This window comes from uncultured Paracoccus sp., assembly GCF_947487305.1.
GTDB lineage: Bacteria > Pseudomonadota > Alphaproteobacteria > Rhodobacterales > Rhodobacteraceae > Paracoccus.
Genome location: NZ_CANKWH010000001.1, coordinates 300,058 through 326,170, shown reverse-complemented (window position 1 = coordinate 326,170; position 26,113 = coordinate 300,058). Strand labels below are relative to the sequence as shown.

Below are 26,113 nucleotides of genomic sequence, written 5' to 3'. Positions count from 1 at the left end.
AATATGAGTATGATATATGAAGCTGTTCCCACAGGATGCTGACTGTGTTCTTTATGAAACTGGATTTGAGGATGATATACTGGGGCGCGCACCCCTATCAAAGCAGCTTTCCGGCCTCGTGGAGAGGCTAGAAAATCCTGTTGTTATTGCTCTCGATGATAAGTGGGGGAATGGAAAAACTTACTTCCTAAAAAGATGGTGCGCGGCGCATAAAAAAGAGAACAACGGTTCCGCGACAACAGTATATTTTGATGCATTTGAAAATGATTATGTTTCAGATCCCCTTGTATCAATTATTGGGGCGGTGAGCGACCGCATTCCGGCGAAACAGCAGTCGACGATCAGGAAGTGGAAAGCGGTAGCAACCAAGATTGCCAAACCGACCTTCGGGATAGCTCTGTCTCTCGCAACATTCGGTGCCAAACAGCATCTCGAAGAACTTGGTGACGTGCTCGTCGACTCGGTGAGTTCTGAAGCGAAAGACGCCACAAGAAATTTGTGGGACTTTGAGAAAGAACGTAGAAGCGCAATCGAGGCGTTCAAAGATTTATTGGTCAAATTGACTCAAGATCAAGATGCTCCCATCATTGTAGTTATCGATGAGTTGGACCGTTGTCGCCCAGACTACGCGCTATCGGTATTGGAAATAATAAAACATTTCTTTTCGGTCCCAAGAGTTCATTTCGTACTTGGCATTAATGGTGCAGCTCTCGAAAATAGTGTGAAAGCAAGGTACGGTACTGACGTAGATGCCGAGAGCTATTTGAGGAAATTCATCAACATATCGTTCTCTCTTCCGCGCCTCATGGGACCTAGAGGCGATGAGAGCACTGTGGCGCGGTACGCTGCTCAATTGATATCTGATATGGATCTTCCAAGGGCGCTATCAGAACGCTGCGCCAACCTAATGTTGTATGTGGCCGCGCGCAATGAGATGTCACTGAGAGACGTCGGAAAAATATTATCTAAAATAGCAATTCTTCCAACGTCAGTATTAGAGGGAAGGTATAAAGAGGGCTTTATTGACATTCTTTGCGTTCTTCTTGCAAGTTCTGTCGTTGATCCGAAGCTTCATAGGAAACTTGTTTCGTCAAGCGCATCTATCGATGAAATAAGTGAATTCCTTGGAGCCTCTGCGGTTAAGACCGCGGAGAGAATTGATGGTAATTATAACCCTGAATACGACCATGGGTTAACCCTTTGGTTGGTAACAACTATTTATGCGTGTGGGCCGGAATCCGCTCTTGACGACGATCGCCTCCCGTCATGGAAGGATGATATCGGAAGTCGGTTTGACAGTTTTGGACGTCCGCAAAGCCACCGGAAGATACCTTTCAATATTCAGAAGGACTGGGTGGACGTCTTTAGAGTTTGATCTCAGTTGTGCACCTTTTTCGGCCTAGTGCGGTCGATCTTTTCAGGCTTCTCACAATCGGCAGAGGGTTGGTGCAAGATGCTTCCCTCCGCCTACCCCCTCACACCCTCCACCCCAGAAAATTCCCGATCATCCGCAACCCCACCCCCTGCGACTTCTCGGGGTGGAACTGCGTGCCCACGATATTGTCCCGCCCGACCACCGCCGTCACCGCGCTGCCATAACCCGCATGGGCCAGGCGCTCGGCGGGGTTCCGCACCTGGAACTGCCAGCTGTGGACGAAATAGGCGTGATCGCCGGTGGTGATGCCCTCCAGAACCGGGTGGGGGTGGTCGATGACGAGGTCGTTCCAGCCCATATGCGGGACTTTCAGCCCGGCGGCGCGGGTTTCCGCCGTGTCGATGGCCACCACCTCGCCCCCGATCCAGCCCAGCCCTTCGGTCGGGCGGTATTCATGGCCGAGATCGGCCAGCATCTGCATCCCCACGCAGATACCCATGAAGGGCACGCCGCGCGCCAGCACCGCGTCCCGCAGCGCCTCGGTCATGCCGTCGACGGCGTTCAGCGCCGCCCGGCAGGCGGGAAAGGCGCCGTCGCCCGGCAGGACGATCCGGTCGGCGCGGGCCACCACCCCGGGGTCCGAGGTGACGACCACCTCGGCGCCGGCCTCGCGGCCCATCAGCTGGAACGCCTTTTCCGCCGAATGCAGGTTGCCGCTGTCGTAATCGACCAGCGCCACCCGCATCACAGCGCCCCCTTGGTCGAGGGCAGGATGCCGGCCATGCGCGGATCGGGCTCGACCGCCTCGCGCAGGGCGCGGGCCACCGCCTTGAACGCGGCCTCGGCGATGTGGTGGCTGTTCAGCCCGTGGAGCCGATCGACATGCAGGGTGATGCCGCCATGCGTGCTGAGCGCCTGGAAGAATTCGCGCACCAGCTCGGTGTCGAACGTGCCGATCTTCTGGGTCGGGAAATCGACATTCCAGACCAAAAAGGGCCGCGCCGACAGGTCCAGCGCTGCCCGCACGAGGCTGTCATCCATGGCGAGCAGGAAGGACCCATAGCGGCGGATGCCGCGCTTGTCGCCAAGGGCCCGGGTCAGCGCCTGGCCGATGGCGATGCCCACATCCTCGACCGTGTGGTGATCGTCGATATGCAGGTCGCCCTCGGCCCGCACGGTCAGGTCGATCAGCGAATGCCGCGACAGCTGGTCCAGCATGTGGTCGAAGAAGCCGACGCCGGTCTGGTTGTCATAGACCCCGCTGCCGTCGAGGTTCACACTGACCTCGATCCGGGTTTCGGCGGTGTTGCGGGTGATGGTGGCGCTGCGCATCGGCTGATCCTTCGACTGTCGCGGCGGTTATAGGCCGGGCAGGGCGGTCAGCCAAGATGCAGTTGTCCCTGCGGATAACGCACGCGGGACGGTACGCTGGTGGCAAGGAAGACGCCAAGCGTCAGCGGCCCGACCCGCCCAAGGAACATCACCACCATGATGACGACGCGGCCGAACTCGCTCAGTTCGGGCGTGACCCCGCGCGACAGCCCGGTGGTGCCGAAGGCGCTGGCGACCTCGAAGCTGATGTCGAGGAAATCCGCCGTCTCGGTCATCATCAGGATGAAGATGGCGCTGAACATCAGCACGGCGGACAGCGCGATCAGCGCCATGACCTTCAGCACCTCCTCGAGCCCGACCGAGCGGCCGAAGGCCCAGACATGGGTGCGGCGGCGAAAGAAGGCCAGTGTGGCGAGGAACAGCACCATGATCGTCGTGACCTTCAGCCCGCCCGCCGTCGAGGTCGGGCCGGCGCCGATGATCATCAGCGCCATGTAGAGCAGCGAGGTCGACTCGTGCAATTCGCCAATGGGCACGGTGTTGAAACCGGCGGTGCGCGGCACAACGCCCTGGAACCAGGCGACGGTCATGCGCGCGATCCAGCTGTCGAACTGCCCCAGCGTCTCGGGGTTGTTCCATTCCAGCACCGCCGTCAGCCCGACGCCCAGGACGATCAGCACCGCCGTGCCCACGAGCATCAGCCGCGTGTGCAGGCTATAGCCCTGCCAGAACTTGCGCCGGGCGATCTCGGAGGTGACAAGGTAGCCGATGCCGCCGGTGATCCACAAGGCCGGCAGCACGACATTGATGATCGGATCGGTGGCATAGGCCACCAGCCCCGGCGAGAAGGTCGAGAAACCGGCATTGTTGAAGGCCGAGACCGAGTGGAAGATGGCGTGCCAGACGCCCATCTCGAACCCGTATTTCGGCACGAAGGTCAGGCACAGCAGCATCGCGCCCGCGACCTCGGCCAAGAGCACGATGCGCAGGATGGTATAGGTCAGCCGCGACAGGCTTTCATATGAGGTCTGCTTCAGATCCTCGCGCAGGTAGTGGCTCTGCGCCACGCCGATGGACATGCCAAGCGCCGAGAAGACCAGCACGGCGAAGGTCATCAGCCCCAGCCCGCCCAGCTGGATCAGCAGCATGACGATGAGCTGCCCCCAGAAGGTCAGGGTCAGTTCGGAATCGATGACGCCAAGCCCGGTTACTGTCACCGCCGAGGTCGAGGTGAAAAGCGCGTCCAGCAGCGTGATCGGCCGCGTGGTGGCAATGGGCAGCATCAGCAGCAGGCCGCCCAGCAGGATCAGGGCAAGATAGCCGGTGGCCAGAACCGCCGTCGGCGGGGTGCGGCCGAGCCAGCGCTGGAAGCCGCGCCGGGTCAGGCGGGGGAAGCGTGTCACAGCCGGTCGCCGAAGGCCGTCAGCTCGGGCCGCTTGCCCAAGAGCAACATGCGGTCGGCCTCTTTCAGCAGATAGCCCTCGTCCTGACCGCTGAAATACTCGGTGCCGCGCATGACGCCAAGCACCCGCACGCCCTCGCCGATGGCGAGATCGCCGATGGCCTTGCCGGCCAGCCGTTTCGGGATCAGCAGGTTCACCACGCTGAAGCCATTGCCAAGCGCGACGTAATCCTGAACCGCCGGGTTGTTCAGCATCTGCGCCGTGTGCCGGCCCATCTCCAGCGCCGGCAGGATCACCCGGTCGACGCCGATCTTGGACAGGATCCGGTGCTGGGTGCGGTTCTCGGCCTTGGCCCAGATGGTCTCGACCCCGATCAGCCGCAGGTTCATCGCCGCAAGGATGCTGGCCTCGAGATCATTGCCGATCGAGACCAGCGCGACATCGTACTGATAGGCACCCGCCTCGCGAAGCGCGCCCTCGTCGGTGGCATCCAGGATCACGACGCTCGACAGGGTTTCGGCCATGGCCGACACCCGCCGCTCGTCATTGTCGATGCCAAGGACGCGGTTGCCGAAGCGCGCCAGTTCCGCCGCGACCACACTGCCGAAGCTGCCCAGTCCGACGACGACGAAATTGCGGTTCTCGCGACTCATGTGTCCCGGCTCCTTTTCGGTGGGCGGATACTGCGCAGGGGCGCCCGGAAGGGTCAAGGCGGGGCGCGCATTGGTCGCATCAGGCCCCGGATTCGTCGCGAAACTCGCCACGCCGGGCGGGTGGGTGGCCATTCTGGACAGGATGTGGCAGGTTTCTCGCCCCCGGCGGAAATCCGCCGGATGACCATGAAAACCAACAAAGGAAAGGGACGGAATGAACAATCCCGCCGATCCACGGCCCGACGATGCGGATGATCGCATCACCGAGGGGCAAGAGACTGCACCCCCCGAGGTCGAAGCGATCCCCGAGCCCGAGGGCGCAACCGAAATCATCGAGACCGATTACGAGATCGGGCAGGACAATATCCAGAACCGCGGTGGCATTCCCTACGACATCCACAACCCGGTCTTTGTCATTTCGGCGAGTGCGATCCTGATCTTCACCGTCGTGACCATGCTGTTCGCCAGCTCGCTCGAGCCGGTCTTCACCGGCCTGCGCGATGCGCTGACCGGCAATCTCGACTGGTTCTTCCTGACGGCGGGCAACATCTTCGTGCTGACCTGCCTGATCCTGATCGTCTCGCCCTATGGCAGCGTTCGTCTTGGCGGGCCCGAGGCGACGCCGGATTTCAGCCTGTCGGGCTGGTTCGCGATGCTGTTTGCCGCCGGGATGGGCATCGGGCTGATGTTCTACGGCGTGGCCGAGCCGATGGGGCATTTCGATGCCGCGCTGGCCGGGCCGGTGGTCGAGGACGGGGTGCGCACAGATTGGGCACCGCTTGCGGGCGCGACCGGGGACGAGCTTGGCGCGCGCCGCCTTGGCATGGCTGCGACGATCTTCCACTGGGGTCTGCACCCCTGGGCGATCTACGCGGTGCTGGCGCTGTCGCTGGCGCTTTTCTCCTATAACAAGGGCCTGCCGCTGACGATGCGCTCGGTCTTCTACCCGATCTTCGGCGACCGGATCTGGGGCTGGCCCGGGCATGTCATCGACATTCTCGCGGTCTTTGCCACGATCTTCGGGCTCGCCACCTCGCTTGGCCTCGGGGCCGAACAGGCGACGGCGGGGCTGAGCCATCTCTTCGGCATCGAAGCCAGCCTCAGCACCAAGATCATCCTGATCGTGCTGATCACGCTGATCGCCACCATTTCGGTCGTGGCCGGGGTCGAGAAGGGGGTGAAGCTTCTGTCCGAGGCCAACATGGCGCTGGCGATCCTGCTGCTCGTCTTCGTCATCGCCGTCGGGCCGACCTGGTCGATCCTGACCGGCTTCTTCGGCAACCTGCGCGCCTATGCGGTCGACATCATCCCGCTGTCCAATCCCTTCGGGCGCACGGATGACAACTTCCGCCAGGGCTGGACCGCCTTCTACTGGGCCTGGTGGATCAGCTGGTCACCCTTCGTCGGCATGTTCATCGCCCGCGTCTCGCGCGGCCGGACGGTGCGGCAATTCCTGATCGCGGTGCTGATCGTGCCGTCGCTGGTCTGCGTGTTGTGGATGACCGCGCTTGGCGGCACCGCCATCTCGTTGACGCTTGGCGGCTTTGCCGGCATCACCGAGGCGCCGCTGGAGCTGAAGCTCTTCTCGATGCTGGAACAGCTGCCGCTGTCGCAGATCAGCAGCTTCATCGGCATCATCCTGGTGATCGTCTTCTTCGTCACCTCCTCGGATTCCGGTTCGCTGGTGATCGACACCATCTCTGCCGGCGGCAAGATCAACGCCCCGGTGCCGCAGCGGGTGTTCTGGTGCAGTTTCGAGGGTCTGGTCGCCATTGCGCTCTTGCTGGGCGGCGGGCTGACGGCGCTGCAGGCGATGGCGGTTTCCACCGGGTTTCCCTTCACCATCGTGCTTCTGGGCGCGGTCTGGGCGATCTTCAAGGGACTTGCGGCGGAACGGCGCGAAACCGCCTGAACCTGTCGAAAGGACCAAAAGAACGGGCGGGAAACCCCGCCCGTTCTTGTTTTATGTGCCCGGGGATGCCAGAAAGTCGCATGACGCCCTGTCTGCGACAGCCTCAAGGATTTAGGTGATGAGTGATATCAAGGCCAGCGAGCGCCGTCTGGCTGCTGCGCTTGACCGAATGGATTATCTTCTGGAAACCGCCGCGCCGCGACAGGCCGGTCAGGGCGGCGCGGACCCCGCGCTGCAGGCCCGGCTGGACCAGGCGCTGGCCGATAATGACCGCTTGCAGGCCGCGCTCGAGGCGATGCGCCAGCCGCCGCAATCGCCGTCCGATCTCGACGGGCAGGACGATGGCCGGCTGATCGATCTGGCCGACCATGCCGCGCGGCTGTCGCAGGCGAACGAGGAACTGGTCGCCGCCAATCGCGGGCTGATCGAGGCGATGGCAGGCGACACCGACGGGGTCGAGGCCGTGGCCGTGGCGCTGGAGGCCGAGATCGAGGCGCTGCGCGCCGCCCGTGCCGCCGAGATCGCCCAGATCGCCGAGATCATGGCCGAGTTGCAGCGGATGCTGTCGGATTCCGCCGCCTCGGACGCCCCCTTCGCCGCCGATGTCGCCGGCCCCGCCGCTGCCGCGCGCGCCGCAGAGATCGTCAGCTTCGGCGACGAGGGCGGGGTGCCGGAACTGACCCGCGAGCGCGATCCCGGTTTCGACGCCGTCTATGGCGAGGACGGGGACGAGCTGGCCGAGGACGACGATCTGGACGACGCAGAAAGCAGGGGCAGGTAAATGGCCGAAGTCGATTTCTCCATCGGGCACAAGGACTATCGCCTTGCCAGCCAGCCGGGCGAGGAAAAGCTGCTGCGCCGGGCCGCAGCACTTCTGGATGCCGAGGCGCAGGTGATCCTGGAACAGGCCGGGCGTATGCCGGAACAGCGGCTGCTGTTGCTGGCGGGGCTGATGCTGGCCGACAAGTTCTCGGTGCTGGAAGACCGGGCCGAGAAGGCCGAAAAGCAATTGGCGCGGCTGCAGTCGAACCCGGCCAAGGTCGAGGTGCCGGTGATTCCCGCCGACCTGAAAGAGGCCATGGCCGAACTGGCCGCACGGGCGGAATCGCTGGCTGAACAGCTCGAGGACCGGCTGGTCGACTGAGACACCGCTAGGCTGCGCGTCGAAATCGCCGCTTTCATCCCCGCCCGCGATCCTCTATTGCCTCATCCGTAAAAACGGACCGAAAGGGGCATCTGATGGCCAATGTGGTGGTGGTCGGCGCGCAATGGGGCGACGAGGGCAAGGGCAAGATCGTCGACTGGCTGAGCGAACGCGCCGACGTGATCGCGCGGTTTCAGGGCGGCCATAATGCCGGCCATACGCTGGTCGTCAACGGCGAGGTCTACAAGCTGAACGCGCTGCCCTCGGGCGTGGTGCGCGGCGGCAAGCTGAGCGTCATTGGCAACGGCGTGGTGCTGGACCCCTGGCACCTGGTCAAGGAAATCACCGCCATCCGCGAGCAGGGCGTCGAGATCAATCCCGAGAACCTGATGGTGGCGGAAAACACCCCGCTGATCATGCCCTTCCACGGCGAACTTGACCGGGCGCGCGAAGCCCAGAACAGCGTCGCCCGCATCGGCACCACCGGCCGGGGCATCGGCCCCTGCTACGAGGACAAGGTCGGCCGCCGCGTGGTGCGCGTCGCCGATCTGGCCGATGACGACACGCTGCAACTGCGCGTCGACCGCGCGCTGGTCCATCACAACGCGCTGCGCGCCGGTCTGGGGATGGAGCCGATCGACCGCGAGGCGGTGCTGCAGAGCCTGCGCGAGATCGCCCCGGAAATCCTGAAATACGCCGCCCCGGTCTGGAAGGTGCTGAACGAAGCCCGCCGCGCGGGCAAGCGGATACTGTTCGAAGGCGCACAGGGGTCGCTGCTCGACATCGATTTCGGCACCTATCCCTATGTCACCTCCTCGAACGTCATCGCCGGTCAGGCCGCCACCGGCACCGGCATGGGGCCGGGCGCCATCGGTTTCGTCCTTGGCATCGTCAAGGCCTATACCACCCGCGTGGGCGAGGGGCCGTTCCCGACCGAACTCGACGACGAGGATGGCCAGCGCCTTGGCGAGCGCGGGCGCGAATTCGGCACCGTCACGGGCAGGAAGCGCCGCTGCGGCTGGTTCGATGCGGTGCTGGTGCGCCAGACCTGCGCCATTTCGGGTGTGAACGGCATCGCGTTGACCAAGCTCGACGTGCTGGACGGCTTCGAGACGCTGAAGATCTGCGTCGGCTACGAGATCGACGGCGAGCGTGTAGACTATCTGCCCACCGCCGCGGCGGTGCAGGCCAAGGTGACGCCGATCTACGAGGAAATGCCGGGCTGGTCGGAATCGACCGCCGGGGCGCGCAGCTGGGCCGATCTGCCGGCCGAGGCGATCAAATATGTGCGCCGGATCGAGGAACTGATCCAGTGCCCGGTCGCCATGCTGTCCACCAGCCCCGAACGCGACGACACCATCCTTGTGACCGATCCCTTCGCGGATTGATCCCATGGACCTGAAGACCCGCAAGCGCCTGTCGCTGTTGCTCTTGGTGATCGGCCTGCCGGGCTATATCGCCATCGCCTGGATGATCCTCGGCTGGCTGGGCGACCGCTATGGCCGCCTGCCGATTCTGGTCGAGCTGCTGGTGATCGTGGTCTTGGGCATCATCTGGATCCTGCCCTTCAAGCGCATCTTTTCCGGCATCGGGAAGGGCGAGTGACCGCGCCGGTCGTGACCTCGGCGGGCGGCGTCACCCTGATCGGGGGCGGCGCCGTGTCGGGGCGCGATCTGGAACAGGCGCTGGCGCTCGCGCCCTTGCTGGTCGCTGCCGATAGCGGCGCCGACGAGGCGCTGGAACTGGGCCATCGCCCATCGGCGGTGATCGGGGATTTCGACAGCCTGTCCGAGGCGGCGCGCGACCTGCTGCCGCCCGGGGCGCTCTACCGCGTCGCCGAACAGGACAGCACCGATTTCGAGAAATGCCTGACCCGGATCGCGGCCCCCTTCGTCATCGCCGTGGGTTTCGCCGGGCGGCGGCTGGATCACACGCTGGCGGCGCTGAACGTGATGGCGCGGCTGCCCGCGCCGAATGTCATCCTGATCGCCGCCGAGGATGTGGTGTTTCTCTGTCCGCCCGTGCTGTCGCTGGACCTGCCCATCGGCTCGCGCCTGTCGCTGTTTCCGATGGGGCCGTCGCGCGGCACCAGCCTCGGCCTCGAATGGCCGATCGACGGGCTGGATTTTGCACCGGCTGGCGCCAGCGGCACATCGAACCGGGTTACGGGGCCGGTGCGCCTGACCATGGCGGGGCCGATGCTGGTGATGCTGCCCCGCGCCGGGCTGGCGGCGGCGCTTTCGGGCCTTGGGTTTACTGCCTGAGCAGCACCGCCCGCGCACCCTCGTCCCGCGCCCAGCCATTGATCGCCGCGACCAGCGCATTGACCATCTTTCCGCGCCAGATCGGGTCGGTCAGCTGCTGGCGATCGGTGGCATCGGTGAGGAAACCCAGTTCCAAGAGAGCCGAGGGAATGTCGGGCGATTTCAGCACCGAGAAGCGCGCGCCCTTGACCGGGCGGCGGTGCATCTCGATCCCGGCCAGCGCCATGCGCGAGGCAAGGAACTTGGCGAAATTCTCGGAGCGGGGCTGGGTCTCGGTGCGGGCCAGATCCATCAGCACGCCGGCCAGTGCGTCATCCGTGCCGGTCAGGTCCATGCCCGCCAGCAGGTCGTCGCGCTCGTGCCGCTGCGCGAGGATCTGCGCCGCCGCGTCATTGGCGGTCTCATCCCAGGTATAGATCGCCGCGCCCGCCGCCTCGCCCTCGGGCAGGGCATCTGCGTGCAGAGACAGAAACAGGTCGGCCCCGGCCAGCCGCGCCGCCGTCATCCGCGATTCCAGCCCCATGAAGCTGTCATCGCTGCGGGTCAGCACCACGCCGATGCCGATGCGCTCCAGCGCCGTCTTGGCGGCCAGGGCAACGGTCAACACGATATCGGCTTCGGAATGACCATCGGCCAGCGCGCCCGGATCGATGCCGCCGTGACCGGGATCAATGGCGACGATCAGCCGGTCATCCGCGATCGCCTCGGGCTTTTCTGCGGGCGCCACCGGCTCGGGCAGGTTGCGCAGGGCGGCGGCGGCGCTGGCGCGGGGGCGGAAGTCCTCCTGCTTGACGGGCTTCAGCGCGACGCTCAGCACCGGCTGCATCGCCTTGGTCGAGAGCGCGCTTTGCGTCACCGCATAGGGGCCGGGCAGTTCCGCGACCAGCCGCGACCAGCCGCGCTGGAACCGGCCCCAGCGGATCGCCGGCACCAGATCGGCGCCGAACAGTTGCTGGGGCTGGGCCTCACCGAAATCGAAGCCCTTCATGTCCACGACCAGCCGCGGCGGGCCATCGAGCAGGAAGACCCGGTAGGGCACCGGCTCGCTGAGCGTCAGGCGCAGTTCCATCGGTCGCGGCCGTCCCCGGTCGCGCCCCTCGGCAGTCAGGGCCGAGGCGCCCAGATCCAGCCGGGCCTGATCCTGCGCCGTGGCGGCAAGGGGGGCAGAGAGCGCCAGCAGCAGCGCCGCGATGCGCAGCATCAGCCTCACCGCGCCGCCATGAAGCGCTGCAGTCGCGCCAGCCCCTCGGCAATCTCTGGCGTCGAACGCGCATAGGAAAAGCGCAGCATGGTCCGGCCACGCTCGGCATCGAAATCGACGCCGGGGGTGACGGCGACCCCGGCCTTGTCGAGGATCTCGGCGGCGAAAGCCACGCTGTCATCGGTCAGGGCCGAGACATCGGCATAGATATAGAAAGCCCCGTCGGGCGGCGCGATGCGGTCGAACCCGGCCTTGGTCAGACCTTCCAGCATCAGCCGGCGGTTCTCGGCATAGGTGGCAAGATTGGCATCGGCCTCCCCGGTGCAGTCCAGCGCCGCCAGCGCCGCGACCTGGCTGGCATGGGGCGGGCAGATGAACAGGTTCTGCGCCAGCCGCTCGACCGTGCGCAGATGGCTGTCAGGCACCACCATCCAGCCGACGCGCCAGCCGGTCATGCTGAAATACTTGCTGAAGGAATTGATGACGAAGACATCATCGCTGACCTCCAGCGCCGAATGCGCGCGCTCGCCATAGGAAAGCCCGTGATAGATCTCGTCCGAGATCACCGCCGTCCCCTGCGCCTGTGCCGTGCCGATCAACCCGCGCAGCTGGTCCAGCGTCAGCATGGTGCCCGAGGGATTGCCGGGCGAGGCCAGCATCAGCCCCTGCACACCCTCTGGAATATCCTCGGGGCGGGGCTGGAAGCGGTTCTCCAGCGTGGTTGGAATGCCCACCGGCTGCAGCGACATGGCCCGCATGATCTGGCGATAGCTGGGATAGCCCGGCGCCCCCAGCGCCACCCGGTCGCCGGCATCGAAAAGCGCCGAGAAGGCGAGGATGAAGGCCCCCGAAGAGCCCGGCGTCACCACCACCCGCGCCGGATCGAGATCAACCCCATACCAGCGCCGGTAGAGCGCGGCGATGCCCTGCCGCAGTTCCGGCAGGCCAAGCGCCACGGTATAGCCGAGCGGCTGTTCCAGCGCGCGTGCCAGCGCCGCGCGGGCGCCGGCGGGGGCAGGGGTGCCGGGCTGGCCCACCTCCATATGGATGATGCTGCGCCCGGCGGCCTCTGCCCGGCGCGCGGCCTCCATCACGTCCATGACGATGAACGGGTCCACCTGCCCGCGTTGCGACTGTCTCATCTGCCCGACCTTCGGTCTCTTGGTTTGCCCGGTGTTCTAGCGCGGGCGGCGCGGCGGCTCCACCCTTTTCGGTCCGCGAGGACGGCGCGGGCAGCATGGATATTTGGACGAGAAAGAAGCGGTGATGCCCGCGCGATCACACAGCCGTGTCCTTGTCTTCGCGGTCCCCGGGGTTATGCTGTCGCGACACGAAAAAAGGATGCCCGATGAAACGCCTGATCGCCGCCCTCATGCTGACCGCCACGCCGGTCATGGCCTTTGACATCAGCGCCATGACCGAGGACGAGAAGGCGGCCTTCGGCGTCGCCGTGCGCGACTACCTGATGGCCAATCCCGAGGTGCTGATCGAGTCGATCAACGTGCTCGAGGAACGCCGGGCGGCGGATTCGGCCCAGAATGACAAGCTGCTGGTCAGCCAGTTCAAGGACGAGCTGTTCGAGGACGGCCACAGCTGGGTCGGCGGCAATCCCGAGGGCGACCTGACCGTGGTCGAGTTCATCGACTATCGCTGCGGCGTCTGCCGGCAGTTCGATCAGGAGGTTCAGGACCTGGTCGAGGCCGATGGCAATATCCGCTTCATCGTGAAGGACTTCCCGATCCTCGGCCAGGACAGCGACACCTCGGCCCGCTTTGCCGTGGCGGTAAAGCAGATCGCCGGCGACGAGGCCTATGTGAAGGCGCATGAAGAGCTGATCACGCTGCGCAGCGGCGCGACGCTGGAGGCGCTGACCAAGGTGGCCGAGGATATCGGCGTTGACGCGGAAAAGGTGCTGGCGGCGATGAATTCCGACGCGGTCAGCGAGGTGCTGCGCGCCAATCGCCAGCTGGGCGAGAAGATGGCCATTCAGGGCACGCCGACCTTCGTGATCGGCGACGAGCTTCTGCGCGGCGTTCCGCAGGCCGGTCTCACCGCCACAGTGGCCGAGATCCGCGCCAAGATGGCTGCCGACGAGGGCTAGGGCGCGGCCCGCAACCCGGTCCCTGACCATGGGGCCGGGAATGGGCTCCGACAATCCGTTGCCCCGCCCGCCGGCTTCCGCTATGGGGACGCCATCCAAGCGAGGGCGGCGACATGAGCGATAAACCCAACGGTCTGACCTATGCCGAGGCTGGCGTCGACATCGATGCCGGCAATGCGCTGGTCGAGCGGATCAAGCCGGCGGCGGCCTCGACGCAGCGGCCGGGGGTCGTCGATGGCCTTGGCGGCTTCGGCGCGCTGTTCGATCCGCGCGCGGCGGGCTTTCAGGACCCGGTTCTGGTCGCCGCGACCGATGGCGTCGGCACCAAGCTGCGCATCGCCATCGATACCGGCCATCTGGACGGCGTCGGCATCGACCTCGTGGCCATGTGCGTCAATGACCTGGTCTGCCAGGGCGCGGAACCCCTGTTCTTCCTCGACTATTTCGCCACCGGCAAGCTGTCGGTCGATGAGGGCGCGCGGGTGATCGAGGGCATCGCCAAGGGCTGTGCCGGCTCGGGCTGCGCGCTGATCGGCGGCGAGACGGCGGAAATGCCCGGCATGTATGCCAAGGGCGATTTCGACCTCGCCGGCTTTGCCGTCGGCGCGATGGAGCGGGGCTCGGTCCTGCCCGCCGGCGTCGTCGATGGCGATGTGCTGCTGGGCCTCGCCTCGGACGGGGTGCATTCGAACGGCTTCTCGCTGGTCCGGCACGTGGCCGAGGCGGCGGGGATGGACTGGGATTCGCCCAGCCCCTTCGGCGAGGGCACGCTGGGGCGCGGTCTCCTGGTGCCGACCCGGCTTTACGTCAAGCCGGTGCTGTCGGCGATCCGCGCCGGCGGCGTTCATGCGGCGGCCCATATCACCGGCGGCGGCATCACCGAGAACCTGCCGCGCGTGCTGCCGAAAGACCTTGGCGCCGAGATCGATCTGGGCGCGTGGACGCTGCCGCCGGTCTTCCGCTGGCTGCAGAAGTCGGGCGGCATTTCCGAGGCCGAGATGCTGAAGACCTTCAACTCGGGCATCGGCATGATCCTGTCGGTCGACGCCGACCGCGCCGATGCGCTGACCACGCTGCTCGAGACCGAGGGCGAGACGGTCCATCGCCTTGGCACCGTGACCGAGGGGCGCGGCGTGCGCTATTCCGGCACGCTGGCGTGAAACGTGTCGCCATCCTGATCTCGGGTGGCGGCTCGAACATGCTGCGCCTGTTGGACAGCATGGTGGGCGATCATCCGGCGCGGCCGGTGCTGGTCGGCTCGAACGATCCCGCTGCCAGCGGTCTGGCCAAGGCCGCCGCGCAGGGCGTGCCGACCGTTGCCATCGATCACCGCGCCTTCGCCAGCCGGGCCGAATTCGAGGCCGCGCTGCTTGAGCCGCTCTTGGCCGCCGAGCCCGACATCATCTGCCTTGCCGGCTTCATGCGCATCCTGACGCCGGATTTCACCCGCCGCTTCACGGGCCGGATGCTGAACATCCACCCCTCGCTTCTGCCGAAATACCCGGGCCTGCACACCCATGCCCGCGCCATCGAGGCCGGCGATGCCGAGGCGGGCGCGACGGTGCACGAGGTCACCGCCGATCTCGATGCCGGGCCGATCCTCGGGCAGGCGCGGGTGCCGGTGCTGCCGGGCGACACGCCCGACAGCCTTGCCGCGCGGGTGCTGGTTCAGGAACACCGGCTTTACCCCGAGGTGCTGCGCCGTTTTGCCGCGGGCGATCGCAGGCCGGTCCTTCTCTGACGTTGCCCAGTCTCGCGCGGACAGAAAAAAATCCCGTTCTGCAAATCGACGGCCTGCGCAAATGATTGACGCATGGAGGCCGGGCGGCATGGAACCCGGTCCACCCGAAAGGCCCAAGACCCGGTTCAGCCATTCTTCCCGGATCATGCTGCAACGCAGCAATGGACGGCGGATTCACGCCGCGCTTGGTTGATTGTCAGACCCGACGGGTATAGGTCCGCCGCGATCCCGCGCCCCTCTGGCGCCTGCCGATTTCTCTGGATGATCCGAGCGCAACCATGACCCAAGCCAACCAAGCCCCGATTCCCGAACTCTATGTCTCGCCCGATGCCGCCGCGGCGCTGAAGGACGAGGCGGGCAACATGCCCAGCTGGGATCTGACCCCGCGCCAGATCTGCGACCTCGAGCTGCTGATGAACGGCGGCTTCTACCCGCTGAAAGGCTTTCTGACCGAGGCCGATTACAACGGCGTCGTGAACGACATGCGGCTGAGCGACGGTTCGCTCTGGCCGATGCCGATCAACCTCGATGTCAGCGAGAAATTCGCCGAGGGGCTGGAGCCCGGCACCGACATCGCGCTGCGCGATCAGGAAGGCGTCATCCTCGCGATCATGTCCGTCACCGACAAATGGGTGCCGAACAAGAAACTCGAGGCCGAAAAGGTCTTTGGCGCCGGTGCCGATGACCTGGCCCATCCGGCGATCAACTACCTGCACAACGTGGCCGGCCCGGTCTATCTCGGTGGCCCGGTGAAGGGCCTGCAGGCGCCGACGCATTACGATTTCCGCGGCCGCCGCGACACGCCGAACGAATTGCGCGCCCAGTTCAAGAAGCTCGGCTGGCGCAAGGTCGTGGTGTTCCAGACCCGCAACCCGCTGCACCGCGCCCACCAGGAACTGACCTTCCGCGCCGCGCGCGAGGCGCAGGCCAACCTGCTGATCCACCCGGTCGTCGGCATGACCAAGCCCGGCGACGTGGACCATTTCACCCGCGTCCGCTGCTACGAGGCGGTGCTGGACAAGTATCCGGCGGCCACCACCTCGCTGTCGCTTCTGAACCTCGCCATGCGCATGGCCGGCCCGCGCGAGGCGGTCTGGCACGGCATCATCCGCCGCAACCACGGTGCCACCCATTTCATCGTCGGCCGCGACCATGCCGGTCCGGGCAAGAACAGCCAGGGCGTCGATTTCTACGGCCCCTATGACGCGCAAGAGCTGTTCAAGAAGCACGAGGACGAAATCGGCGTCCAGATGGTCGACTTCAAGCACATGGTCTATGTGCAGGAAAAGGCGCAATATTACCCGGTGAACGAAGTCCCCGAGGGCGGCACCGTGCTGGATATCAGCGGCACCGAACTGCGCCGCCGTCTGCGCGAGGGTCTGGACATCCCCGAATGGTTCAGCTTCCCCGAGGTCGTCACTCAGCTGCGCCGCACCTCGCCGCCGCGTGCGCGCCAGGGCTTCACCGTGTTCTTCACCGGCCTCTCGGGCTCGGGCAAGTCGACCGTCGCCAACGCGCTGATGGTCAAGCTGATGGAAATGGGCGGCCGTCCGGTGACGCTGCTCGATGGCGACGTGGTGCGCAAACACCTGTCGAGCGAGCTGGGCTTCTCGAAGGAGCACCGCGACATCAACATCAAGCGCATCGGCTATGTCGCCTCCGAGATCACCAAGAATGGCGGCATCGCCATCTGTGCCCCGATCGCGCCCTATACCGCGACCCGCCGCGCCGTGCGCGAGATGGTCGAGCAGTATGGCGCCTTCTGCGAGGTGCATGTCTCGACCCCGATCGAGGAATGCGAGCGCCGTGACCGCAAGGGTCTCTACAAGCTGGCGCGCGAGGGCAAGATCAAGGAATTCACCGGGATCTCGGACCCCTATGAAGAACCGCAGAAGCCCGAGCTGCGCGTCGATACCACCGAGATCGACGTGGACAATGCCGCGCACCAGGTGCTGCTGACGCTGGAAAACATGGGCCTGATCGGTCTGCGCTGACCGTCGGCTTCAGCCACAGAATGAACGCGGCCTCGCCCCTCCGGGCGGGGCCGTCCCTATCCGGGCCTCAGACCGCCCGGTCGAGTTTGGTCGAGAGATGAATCAGGCTTTCCGAGGACCGCACCCCGTCGAACCCGCCGATCCGGTCCAGCACGTCATCCAGCGCGCTGGTCGAGGGTGCGGCCAGTTGCAGCGCCAGATCGACGCGGCCGCTGGTGGTGTGGATGCGCTCGACCTCGGGCAGGGTCTTCAGCCGGGCGAGGATCGCCGCCAGCGAGCGCGGTTCGATCACCAGAAGCACCGTGGCGCGGATGCGGGTGGCACGGGCCGATTCGCCCAAGCGCACGGTATAGCCGGCGATGGCGCCCGAACTTTCCAGCCGTTCCAGCCGCGCCTGGACGGTCGAACGCGCCACTTTCAGCCGCCGCGACAGCACCGCGACCGAGATGCGCGCGTCCTGCGACAGCTGGGTGATGATGCTTCGGTCCAGATCGTCCATGAATCCCTCAGTCTGCTGGGTGGTTCGTCAAAATAACCGAAGCGTGACACAATTCTACCATATTCATCGGTGAAATCGGAACCTATATGCGCCATTCTTGGTTGCGGGACGAACAGAAGGAAAGGCCACCAATGGGACAGAACAAGACCGTCTGGGATAATCCCGCCGACATCATCCGGCACATGAAGCCGGATCACCCGGTGATGGCCTTCGCGCCGTCGGCCCTACAGGAGACCGCCCGGCGCTTCGTCGCGGGCTTTCCCGGGCTGGTGACCTATGCGGTCAAGTCGAACCCCGAAGAGGTGGTGATTCAGAACCTGCTGGCGGCAGGGATCAAGGGTTTCGACGTGGCCTCGCCCTTCGAGATCGACCTGATCGGCCGGATGTCCCCCGCCGCCGCGCGGCATTACCACAACCCGGTCCGCGCCGGATGGGAGATCGACCATGCGGTGAAGGCCGGCATCCGCGCCTGGTCGGTCGACAGCCAGTCCGAACTGGACAAGCTTTTCGCCCGCGTGCCGACCGAAACCGATCACGGCCCGGTCGAGATCTCGCCCCGCTTCAAGTTGCCGGTGCTGGGCGCGGCCTATGACTTCGGCTCGAAATTCGGCGCCACGCCGGAACTGGCGGCCGAGCTGCTGGCGGCGGTCGCGGCGCGCGGCTATACCCCCTCGCTGACCTTCCATCCGGGCACGCAATGCACCGACCCGATTGCTTGGGAAAGCTATATCCGGGTGGCGGGCGAGATCTGCGAAATGGCGGGCGTCAAGGCCAAGCGGCTGAATGTCGGTGGCGGCTTCCCTTCGCATCGCGTCGTGGGCGTCGAGCCCGACCTGGAGGCGATCTTCACCGAGATCGGCGAGACCGTCGCCGAGACCTTTGGCGACGACCGCCCCGATCTCGTCTGCGAGCCGGGCCGGGGCCTTTGCGCCGATGCCTATGCGCTGATCACCCGGGTGAAGGCGCTGCGCGATGGCAGCAGCGTCTTCCTGAACGATGGCGTCTATGGCGGGCTGGCGGAACTGCCGATCATCGGCAATATCGACCGGCTGCAGGTGCTGACCCCGCAGGGCAAGCCGCGCGAGGGCGAACCGCAGAGCCGGGTGATCTTCGGCCCGACCTGTGATTCGGTCGATCGCCTGCCGGGCGAGCTGACTTTGCCCGAGGATATCGCAGAAGGCGATTACGTCATCGTCCACGGCATCGGTGCCTATTCGACGGTGACGAATACGCGCTTCAACGGCTTCGGTCTGATGAGTCACGCAACGGTAATGTCACTCGCGTGATAGATTTTTGACCGACTCGTGTTACGCTGGATTTGTTGACCATTCAGTCCAGCTTTCCGAGTGTCCCCCGTGCAACCCCTTGCCCCCCAACCGCTTGCCCCCAGACGGCCCCCCGTCACCCATGTCATCCTGATCGACGGCACCTTCGCGTCCCTGACCGAAGGTCGCCGCAGCGCGATCGGCCGCATCTATGCCGCCCTGCGCGGCCGGCTGGGGCATCTGCCCGCCGATGCGGGCCGATTGCGACTGCATTACGCCGCCGGGCAGCAGCTGGACAATTGGCGGATGCTGCCGGAACTGGCGTCGGGACGCGGGATGGAGCTGCGCATCACCCAAGCCTATGGCTGGCTGGCCTCGGGCTATGCGCCGGGCGATTCCGTCTATCTGCTGGGCTATTCGCGTGGGGCATTCGCCGTGCGCAGCCTTGCGGGAATGATCGGGCGGATCGGCCTTCTGCGCGACCGCCACGCGACCGAGCGGCATATCCGGTTGGCCTGGCGCTATTACCAGGGCGGCGGCAATCCGCAATCGCTCGAGGCGTTCCGGCGCAGCCGCTGCCATGACCATGTGCAGATCCGCATGGTCGGCTGTTTCGACACGGTGATGGCGCTTGGCATACGCCTGCCGATGCTGTGGATGCTCAGCGAGCCGCGCCACCGGTTCCACGACGCGCATCTGGGCGCGCATGTCGATTTCGGCTTTCAGGCGCTGGCGCTGGATGAAACCCGGGCGGCCTTCGCGCCGATCCTCTGGGACGATGCCAGCGATGCCGGGCGGATCGAACAGGTCTGGTTCAAGGGGGCCCATGCCGATATCGGCGGGCAATTGTCGGGGCTGGAGTTCGCCCGGCCACTGGCCAATATCCCGCTCGTCTGGATGATGGAACGGGCCGAGGCCGTGGGCCTGCCGCTTCCCGATGGCTGGCGGCGGCATTTCCCCACTGATGCCACTGCGCCCTCGATCGGCAACTGGCGGCGCTGGGGCAAGGCCTTCCTCGCCCGCGCACCGCGTCTGGCCGGCCGCGAGGCGACCGAGACGCTGCACCCCTCGGTGCCGCTGCCCTATCCCGGCCCGGCGATCCTGACCCGGCATCTGGCCCAGTTCGCCGCGCCCAAACGCCGCCGCCTGCGCCGCGCCACGCCCGAGAGCGTGGAGTTGCCGGTGCTTCCGGACCTGCCGTCGATGGATGAGGGCAAGCCGGCCTGAAATACGCGAGCGCGGATCGGCAGACCTGGCCCGGAATCGAGCGCGAAGCGCGCCGGGCCAGCGTCCGACCGCCCCCCGGGCGGACGCTTTTTCACCGACCCGCGCCGAACAGCCGTTCGATGTGGCGGCGCCATAAAGGTTCACAGATCAACTGCCTCAGCGTCCCCCCGCGGTCGGACGCTGGCCCTCGGTCGGCCCTCTGTCACACATGACATCGGCGGCCGCCTTTCGGCGACCGCCGCTGTCATGCCGTCAGGCCCTCGGCCCTACGCCACCGCCTTCAACTCGCGCACCGGCTGGATGCCCAGGGCGGCGCAGACGTCGCGGGTCAGGCCCGGGCGGTTCAGCGTGTAGAAATGCAGCCGGTCGACGCCGCCTTTCAGCAGGTTGTCGCAAAGTTCGGTGCAGACGGCGGTGGCCAGCAGCTCGGTCCGGCCCTCGCCATCGCGGGCGGCGGCGGTGAAGGCGTCATCGGCCCATTGCGGGACCGAGGTGCCGCACATGGCCGCAAACCGTTTTGCACCGGCCCAGCTCTGGATCGGCAGGATGCCGGGAATGATCGGTGCGGTGATGCCGGCCTTCTCGCATTTGTCGCGGAAGCGGAAGAAGGTCTCGGCCTCGAAGAAGAACTGGGTGATGGCGCTGGTGGCACCGGCGTCGATCTTGCGCTTCAGCCAGGCCACATCGGCATCGGTGCCGCCCTGCGTGTCGGGATGCGGCTCGGGATAGGCGCCGACGCGGATGGTCATGTCGCCCCGCGCCGCGATCGCCTCGATCAGCTCGATCGAATTGGCAAAGCCCTCGGGATGGGCGGTGAAGCGGTCGGCGCCTTTCGGCGCATCGCCGCGCAGCGCCACGATCTCGCGCACCCCGGCATCGGCATAGGATTGCACGATGGCCAGCGTTTCCTCGCGCGAGGCATCGACGCAGGTCAGATGGGCGGCGACGGTCACGCCGTAGTTTTTCTGGATGGTCGTCACCGCCTCATGGGTCAGTTGCCGGGTGGTGCCGCCGGCGCCATAGGTGACCGAGACGAAATCGGGTTCCATCGGTGCCAGCGCCCGCGCGGTTTCCCACAGCGCGAAAGACGCCTCGAGCGTTTTCGGCGGGAAGAATTCGAAGCTGATCTTCGGGGCGGTGGTGATGGTCGGCGTGGTCATGGCGATTCCCTTTTCTTGAGGCCCTTGTGCCATGCGCGGCGACGTGAGACAAATTCATGTTTCTCAAGATTGTCATGAAATCGGCTCAACACCATGCATCTCGAACTGCGCCATCTGCGCACCGTCCGCGCCGTCCACGAACAGGGCGGTCTCGCCCGCGCCGCCGATGTGCTGAACATCACCCAGTCGGCGCTGTCCCATCAGATCAAGGGGCTGGAGGACCAGGCCGGGGTCGAGTTGTTCGTCCGCCGCGCCAAGCCCATGCGGCTGTCCGCCGCCGGGATGCGGCTTCTGCGGCTGGCCGAGCAGGTCCTGCCGATGGTCGCCGCCACCGAGGCCGAGTTCAAGGGCGTCGAGATGGGCCGGGTCGGGCGGCTGCATATCGCCATGGAATGTCATGCCTGTTTCGACTGGCTTCTGCCGGTGCTCGACCAGTTCCGCCGCACCTGGCCGGATGTCGATGTGGACATCCGCCTTGGCCTCGCCTTTGGCGCGCTGCCGGCCTTGGCGCGGGAACAGGTCGATCTGGTCATCTCCTCGGACCCCGAGGAGGTGCCGGACGTGACCTTCGCGCCCTTGTTCGACTATTCGCCGACGATGGTCGTGCCCGCCGGGCATCCGCTGGTCGAGAAGGGCTTTGTCGAGCCGGAGGACCTCGCCGAGCAGACGCTGATCTCCTATCCGATGGACCGGGCGCGGCTGGATGTGTTCAGCCAGTTCCTGACCCCCGCCGGGGTCGAACCCGCCCATCACCGCAAGGTCGAGCTGACCGATGTGGCCTTGATGCTGGTCGCCTCGGGCCGCGGTGTGGCGGTCATGCCCGACTGGGTGCTGCGCCGCCATGCCGCCAATCCCGAACTGGCGATGCTGCCTCTGGGGCAGGGCGGAATGCTGCGCCGGCTTTACGCGGCGGTCAGGGACGACGACCTGTCGCAGCCCTATATGGCGCATGTGCTGCGGCTGGCGCGGACCGAGCCGGTCAGGATGCTGAGGGGCTGAGCCGCAGAACTAGCTTTCAGTGACCGTTCTTGACGGGTTCCGACGTGCGTAAGCGTCAGTTACGAAGCGACCGCTGATTGCACTCCTCGATGATCCTGTTTTCCCGCCTCCACGGGTCTCGTTCAGTGTGGTTCTCGGGTGTGCCTTGGCATAGCTCTTGGTCACGAACTTACCCGTCCTCGCACTTCTACTCATCTTAGCCATGGTTTTTCCTATCAATGGTGTAGTGCGACCCAATCGCACACATCATATGGTATCATCGGTTGACCTTGGAACAAAGCAAAAACACCAGAAAAACCGTGATGATTTCTAGGGTGCTTCACTTTCCTGCCCCATGCGCCTAAGAGGCGCGCAACCCGACAGGAGTCCGCATATGCTCAGCGCCAATATGAACGTCATGATCAAGGCTGCCCGCAAGGCCGGCCGCAGCCTCGTCAAGGATTTCCGCGAGGTCGAGAACCTGCAGGTCAGCGTCAAGGGTGCGGGCGATTTCGTCAGCCGCGCCGACCGCGAGGCCGAGCGGATCATCAAGGAAGAACTGCGCGGCGCGCGCCCGAACTATGGCTGGCTGGGCGAGGAAACCGGCGAGGAGGCGGGCGAGGACCCGACCCGGCGCTGGATCGTCGATCCGCTGGACGGCACCACCAACTTCCTGCACGGCCTGCCGCATTGGGCGGTCTCGATCGCGCTGGAGCACAAGGGCGAGATCGTCGCGGCGGTGATCTTTGACCCGGCCAAGGACGAGATGTTCGTGGCCGAAAAGGGCGGCGGCGCCTTCATGAACGACCAGCGCCTCAGGGTCTCGTCGCGCGGGCGGATGATCGAGTCGATCTTTGCCACCGGTGTTCCCTTCGGCGGCCGCGGCACCTTGCCCGCGACGCTGCAGGACCTGGCCCGGCTGATGCCGCTGACCGCCGGCGTGCGCCGCTGGGGCGCGGCCTCGCTGGATCTGGCCTATGTCGCCGCCGGCCGTTACGACGGCTACTGGGAACGCGGCATTTTCCCCTGGGATGTCGCAGCGGGCATCCTCATGGTGCGCGAGGCCGGCGGTTTCGCCGAGGGGCTGCGCGAGGGCGATCACGTGCTGGAATCGGGCCGCATCGTCGCCGCCAATGCCACCATCTTCGACACTTTCGCCAAGGTCATCCGGGCGCGGGACTGATCGCGCGACTAGCCCAGTTCCGCCAGAAAGATATAACCCGCGCCATAGATCGTCTTGATCAGGCGCGGGTTTTTCGGGTCTTCGCCCAGCTTGCCGCGCAGGCGCGAGATGCGCACATCCATCGCCCGGTCAAAGCTTTCCCCCGCCGTGCCGCCAAGCGCCTCGAGCATCTGGTTGCGGGTGATCAGCCGGCGCGGGCTGTCCAGAAAGATGCGCAGCAGTTCCGCCTCGGCATGGCTGATCGGCGTTTCCGCACCATCCGGGGCGATCAGCATGTAGCTGTCGAAATCGGCGGTCCAGCCGGCAAAGCGGATGCGGTTGTCGCTGCGCTCGGCGCTGGCGGCGGCGGCGGGCTTGCGCAGCCGCGCGCGGATGCGGGCCACCACCTCGGCGGTCTCGAAGGGCTTGATGATGTAATCATCCGCGCCCAGTTCCAGCCCGGTGATGCGGTCCTGCACCTGCGCCCGGCCCGAGATGATGATGATCGCTGCCCCCGATTCTCGCGCCAGCCGATGCACCAGCGCCAGACCGTCGCGGTCGGGCAGGCCCAGATCGATCAGGCAGGCCTCGGGGGTGATGCGGCGCAGGGCGGCCTCGAACTCGGTGGCGCGGGCGAAACTGGCGGTGCGAAAGCCCGCCTCCTCCAGCGCACCTGAGAGCAGGCGGCGGATCTCGGGCTCGTCATCCAGAATGGCGATCAGGGGCGCGTCAGTCATGGGGGTCTTCTGGCGCGTCGGGGGCGGCACGGCAAGCGGCATCGGCCAGCGCGCCCGCCAGCCGGTCGGCATCGAAGGGTTTTGTGAGCACCGGGGCGGTGGCGGTTGCGCGCAGGGGATCGCCCGGCGGCAGCGAGGTCATCAGCACCAGGGGCAGGCCGGCGCGCGACAGGTCCAGCCCCAGCCCGTCGCCCAGTTGCAGGTCCGACAGGATCAGCGTCAGGCCGGGCAGGTCGGTCAGCGCCTGCGCCTCGGTCAGGCTGGCAGCCTCGATCACCGCATGGCCGAGTCCGGTCAGCATGGCGCGGACCTCGGTGCGGATGGTGTCGTCATCCTCGACCAGCAAAACGATTTGCCGCGCCACCCGGCGCAAGGGCAGGCTCAGCGTCACCCTTGCGCCGGTCCCGGTATTGTCCAGCCTGAGGGTGCCACCGGCCAGTTTCGTCTGGTCATAGACCATCGACAGGCCCAGCCCCGATCCCTGTCCCTGCTTGGTGGAGTAGAAGGGTTCGGTCGCGCGGGTCAGCGCCTCGGACGAGAAGCCCGGGCCGCTATCCTCGACCATGATACGCAGCCAGCCGCCACGGGGCAGGGCGGTCAGCGTGATGGTGCCGGGGCCGGATAGCGCCGCATTGGCGTTGAGGATCAGGTTCAGAAGCGAATCCTGCAACGCGCCGGGATCGAGCAGCAGCGGGGCATCGTCCAGCGCAGACTCGACGGACAGCACCACCCCCTCGGCCAGCGAGGGGCGCGCGAGCGTGGCCACCTCGTTCAGCAGCGCCGGCAGGCTGACCGGCTGGAAGCTGAGATCGCGCGGCAGGCTGATGCTGGCGAGGCGGTTGAGCAGTTGGGCGCCCCGCCGCGCCGCCGCCAGCGTCGCCTGCACATCCGCGCCCGCCGTCCCCGGCAGGTCCAGCCCCGCCAGCCGCCCCTGCAGCCCGAGGATGATGGTCAGCAGGTTGCCGAAATCATGCGCCATGCCCGAGGTCAGCCGCGCCGCAAGGCTGCGCTTGCCGGCATGGCTGATCGCCTCGCGCACCTGAACCTCGGCGCTGACATCGGTCGAGAGGACATAGACCCCCTGTCCGGTCCGGTCCGGGGTCAGGGCGATGCGGATGCGGCGGCCCGAGGGCTGGTGGGTCATCTCGAAGACCTGCGGCTCGCCGGTCAGCGCGCGGTCGAGCCAGGGTTTCAGCGTGGCAAAGGTCTGCGGCCCCAGCGCCTCGGCGACATGCAGCCCGGTGATCCGGTCCGAGGTGCCGGGAAAGACCAGCGGCTGCTGGCGGTTCGAGAAGCTGTAGCGATAGCTGGCATCGACATGGGCGATATGGGCCGGGACCATTTCGGTCACTTGCCGGATGCGCGCCTCGCTGGCGGTCAGGATGCGCTGCGCCTCTTGCAAAGCGGCGTTGGTGGCGGCCAGTTCGCGGTTGGCGGCGGCCAGCCGCTCGGCATGGTCCAGCACCTGCTCGCTCAACTCCTCGGAGCGTGCGCGCAAGAGCGATTCCTGCCGCTTGGTGTCGGTGATGTCGGTATAGACGGTGATCCAGCCGCCCTCGCCAAGCGGCGCGCCCTCGACCGCGATCCAGCGGCCATTGGCGCGCGGACGTTCGAAGTAATGCGGCTCGAAGGTGGCGGCCTGTTTGACGCGGAAGGCGATGGCCGCCTCGGGATCGTCCTGAGGCCCGTATTCGCCGCGATGAACCAGATAGCGGATGGTCGCCTCGAAACTGGCGCCGGGCCGGGTCAGCTCGTCGGGCAGGTCGAACATCGCCTGGTATTGCAGGTTCGCCACCGCAAGCCGCAGGTCGGCGTCAAAGATCGACAGCGCCTGACCGATCAGGTTCAGTCCCGAACGGGTCAGTTCGGCGCGGGTCTCATCACTGTTCGGGGCGCGGATCATGGCGGGGGATTGTGCCCGGATCGGCGGGGGTTGCAATGCCCAGCCATGCGCAAGGTGCAAGG

At 65.9% G+C, this 26,113-nt stretch carries 25 protein-coding genes; 15 read left to right on the top strand and 10 right to left on the bottom strand.

All coding sequences use genetic code 11. The features are described 5' to 3' along the window. The first annotated feature begins 16 nt into the window (after window positions 1-16). Window positions 17-1,375: a P-loop NTPase fold protein gene (locus Q1A36_RS01675; RefSeq protein ID WP_299838799.1), complete on the top strand. Its 1,359-nt coding sequence runs from the start codon at window positions 17-19 to the stop codon at window positions 1,373-1,375. 100 nt (window positions 1,376-1,475) lie between these two features. Here the strand turns inward: Q1A36_RS01675 and hisH are convergent, their stop codons facing one another. From hisH to Q1A36_RS01655, 4 genes are read right to left on the bottom strand one after another with little or no spacing between them, the layout of a single operon-like run. After that, on the bottom strand, window positions 1,476-2,120 hold the full coding sequence (gene hisH / locus Q1A36_RS01670; protein ID WP_299838797.1) for an imidazole glycerol phosphate synthase subunit HisH: 645 nt from the start codon (window positions 2,118-2,120) through the stop codon (window positions 1,476-1,478). Then, complete coding sequence (gene hisB / locus Q1A36_RS01665; protein ID WP_299838794.1) at window positions 2,120-2,707, bottom strand: imidazoleglycerol-phosphate dehydratase HisB; 588 nt, start codon at window positions 2,705-2,707, stop codon at window positions 2,120-2,122. The genes hisH and hisB overlap by 1 nt, the downstream gene beginning before the upstream one ends. A gap of 47 nt (window positions 2,708-2,754) precedes the next feature. Then, window positions 2,755-4,110, bottom strand: a complete 1,356-nt coding sequence (locus Q1A36_RS01660; RefSeq protein WP_299838791.1) for a TrkH family potassium uptake protein — start codon at window positions 4,108-4,110, stop codon at window positions 2,755-2,757. Continuing rightward, window positions 4,107-4,763: a TrkA family potassium uptake protein gene (locus Q1A36_RS01655; protein ID WP_101751115.1), complete on the bottom strand. Its 657-nt coding sequence runs from the start codon at window positions 4,761-4,763 to the stop codon at window positions 4,107-4,109. The genes Q1A36_RS01660 and Q1A36_RS01655 overlap by 4 nt, the downstream gene beginning before the upstream one ends. Before the next feature lie 214 nt (window positions 4,764-4,977). Between Q1A36_RS01655 and Q1A36_RS01650 the strand changes: the two genes are divergently transcribed. From Q1A36_RS01650 to Q1A36_RS01625, 6 genes are all read left to right on the top strand, one after another. Continuing rightward, window positions 4,978-6,675 (top strand): BCCT family transporter, encoded by a 1,698-nt coding sequence (locus tag Q1A36_RS01650; RefSeq protein WP_299838787.1) that lies wholly within the window; start codon window positions 4,978-4,980, stop codon window positions 6,673-6,675. A 118-nt stretch (window positions 6,676-6,793) separates the two neighbouring features. Next, window positions 6,794-7,456, top strand: coding sequence for a hypothetical protein (locus Q1A36_RS01645; protein ID WP_299838785.1), 663 nt, complete (start codon window positions 6,794-6,796; stop codon window positions 7,454-7,456). After that, the gene (locus Q1A36_RS01640) at window positions 7,457-7,819 is read left to right on the top strand and encodes a cell division protein ZapA (RefSeq protein WP_299838782.1); all 363 of its coding nucleotides are present in this window, start codon (window positions 7,457-7,459) and stop codon (window positions 7,817-7,819) included. A gap of 95 nt (window positions 7,820-7,914) precedes the next feature. After that, window positions 7,915-9,207, top strand: a complete 1,293-nt coding sequence (locus Q1A36_RS01635; protein WP_299838779.1) for an adenylosuccinate synthase — start codon at window positions 7,915-7,917, stop codon at window positions 9,205-9,207. 4 nt (window positions 9,208-9,211) lie between these two features. After that, window positions 9,212-9,424 carry a DUF2842 domain-containing protein gene (locus Q1A36_RS01630; RefSeq protein WP_101751119.1) on the top strand — a complete coding sequence of 71 codons (213 nt, stop codon included), beginning with the start codon at window positions 9,212-9,214 and terminating at the stop codon, window positions 9,422-9,424. Continuing rightward, the gene (locus Q1A36_RS01625) at window positions 9,421-10,083 is read left to right on the top strand and encodes a thiamine diphosphokinase (protein WP_299838776.1); all 663 of its coding nucleotides are present in this window, start codon (window positions 9,421-9,423) and stop codon (window positions 10,081-10,083) included. Before Q1A36_RS01630 ends, Q1A36_RS01625 begins: the two co-directional genes overlap by 4 nt. On the opposite strand, the gene Q1A36_RS01620 is transcribed toward Q1A36_RS01625, so the two are convergent. Continuing rightward, window positions 10,073-11,284 carry an N-acetylmuramoyl-L-alanine amidase gene (locus Q1A36_RS01620; RefSeq protein WP_299838773.1) on the bottom strand — a complete coding sequence of 404 codons (1,212 nt, stop codon included), beginning with the start codon at window positions 11,282-11,284 and terminating at the stop codon, window positions 10,073-10,075. The genes Q1A36_RS01625 and Q1A36_RS01620 overlap by 11 nt on opposite strands. A 5-nt stretch (window positions 11,285-11,289) precedes the next feature. Beyond that, complete coding sequence (locus tag Q1A36_RS01615) at window positions 11,290-12,426, bottom strand: aminotransferase class I/II-fold pyridoxal phosphate-dependent enzyme (RefSeq protein WP_299838770.1); 1,137 nt, start codon at window positions 12,424-12,426, stop codon at window positions 11,290-11,292. Window positions 12,427-12,632: 206 nt separating this feature from the next. On the opposite strand from Q1A36_RS01615, the gene Q1A36_RS01610 reads away from it, so the two are divergent. From Q1A36_RS01610 to Q1A36_RS01595, 4 genes are all read left to right on the top strand, one after another. Beyond that, window positions 12,633-13,385, top strand: a complete 753-nt coding sequence (locus tag Q1A36_RS01610) for a DsbA family protein (protein WP_299838767.1) — start codon at window positions 12,633-12,635, stop codon at window positions 13,383-13,385. Between the two features lie 113 nt (window positions 13,386-13,498). Further along, window positions 13,499-14,545 carry a phosphoribosylformylglycinamidine cyclo-ligase gene (purM, locus tag Q1A36_RS01605; protein ID WP_299838764.1) on the top strand — a complete coding sequence of 349 codons (1,047 nt, stop codon included), beginning with the start codon at window positions 13,499-13,501 and terminating at the stop codon, window positions 14,543-14,545. Then, window positions 14,542-15,126 carry a phosphoribosylglycinamide formyltransferase gene (gene purN / locus Q1A36_RS01600; RefSeq protein ID WP_299838762.1) on the top strand — a complete coding sequence of 195 codons (585 nt, stop codon included), beginning with the start codon at window positions 14,542-14,544 and terminating at the stop codon, window positions 15,124-15,126. The genes purM and purN overlap by 4 nt, the downstream gene beginning before the upstream one ends. A 278-nt stretch (window positions 15,127-15,404) precedes the next feature. After that, window positions 15,405-17,120 (top strand): bifunctional sulfate adenylyltransferase/adenylylsulfate kinase, encoded by a 1,716-nt coding sequence (locus tag Q1A36_RS01595; RefSeq protein WP_299838759.1) that lies wholly within the window; start codon window positions 15,405-15,407, stop codon window positions 17,118-17,120. 67 nt (window positions 17,121-17,187) lie between these two features. On the opposite strand, the gene Q1A36_RS01590 is transcribed toward Q1A36_RS01595, so the two are convergent. Continuing rightward, window positions 17,188-17,619 (bottom strand): Lrp/AsnC family transcriptional regulator, encoded by a 432-nt coding sequence (locus Q1A36_RS01590; RefSeq protein ID WP_101751127.1) that lies wholly within the window; start codon window positions 17,617-17,619, stop codon window positions 17,188-17,190. A gap of 131 nt (window positions 17,620-17,750) precedes the next feature. On the opposite strand from Q1A36_RS01590, the gene Q1A36_RS01585 reads away from it, so the two are divergent. Further along, window positions 17,751-18,905: a type III PLP-dependent enzyme gene (locus tag Q1A36_RS01585; RefSeq protein ID WP_299838754.1), complete on the top strand. Its 1,155-nt coding sequence runs from the start codon at window positions 17,751-17,753 to the stop codon at window positions 18,903-18,905. Window positions 18,906-18,974: 69 nt separating this feature from the next. Further along, window positions 18,975-20,111 (top strand): DUF2235 domain-containing protein, encoded by a 1,137-nt coding sequence (locus Q1A36_RS01580; RefSeq protein ID WP_299838752.1) that lies wholly within the window; start codon window positions 18,975-18,977, stop codon window positions 20,109-20,111. A gap of 266 nt (window positions 20,112-20,377) precedes the next feature. On the opposite strand, the gene metF is transcribed toward Q1A36_RS01580, so the two are convergent. Beyond that, entirely contained in the window at window positions 20,378-21,271 is an 894-nt protein-coding gene (gene metF, locus Q1A36_RS01575; RefSeq protein ID WP_299838749.1) for a methylenetetrahydrofolate reductase [NAD(P)H], read from the bottom strand. A gap of 93 nt (window positions 21,272-21,364) precedes the next feature. Between metF and Q1A36_RS01570 the strand changes: the two genes are divergently transcribed. After that, window positions 21,365-22,270: a LysR family transcriptional regulator gene (locus Q1A36_RS01570; protein WP_299838746.1), complete on the top strand. Its 906-nt coding sequence runs from the start codon at window positions 21,365-21,367 to the stop codon at window positions 22,268-22,270. A 373-nt stretch (window positions 22,271-22,643) separates the two neighbouring features. Continuing rightward, on the top strand, window positions 22,644-23,432 hold the full coding sequence (locus Q1A36_RS01565) for an inositol monophosphatase family protein (RefSeq protein ID WP_299838743.1): 789 nt from the start codon (window positions 22,644-22,646) through the stop codon (window positions 23,430-23,432). Between the two features lie 8 nt (window positions 23,433-23,440). On the opposite strand, the gene Q1A36_RS01560 is transcribed toward Q1A36_RS01565, so the two are convergent. Together Q1A36_RS01560 and Q1A36_RS01555 are read right to left on the bottom strand one after the other, a co-directional pair. Continuing rightward, the gene (locus tag Q1A36_RS01560; protein WP_299838740.1) at window positions 23,441-24,148 is read right to left on the bottom strand and encodes a response regulator transcription factor; all 708 of its coding nucleotides are present in this window, start codon (window positions 24,146-24,148) and stop codon (window positions 23,441-23,443) included. After that, window positions 24,141-26,051: a PAS-domain containing protein gene (locus Q1A36_RS01555; protein ID WP_299838738.1), complete on the bottom strand. Its 1,911-nt coding sequence runs from the start codon at window positions 26,049-26,051 to the stop codon at window positions 24,141-24,143. Before Q1A36_RS01555 ends, Q1A36_RS01560 begins: the two co-directional genes overlap by 8 nt. Between the last annotated feature and the right edge of the window lie 62 nt (window positions 26,052-26,113).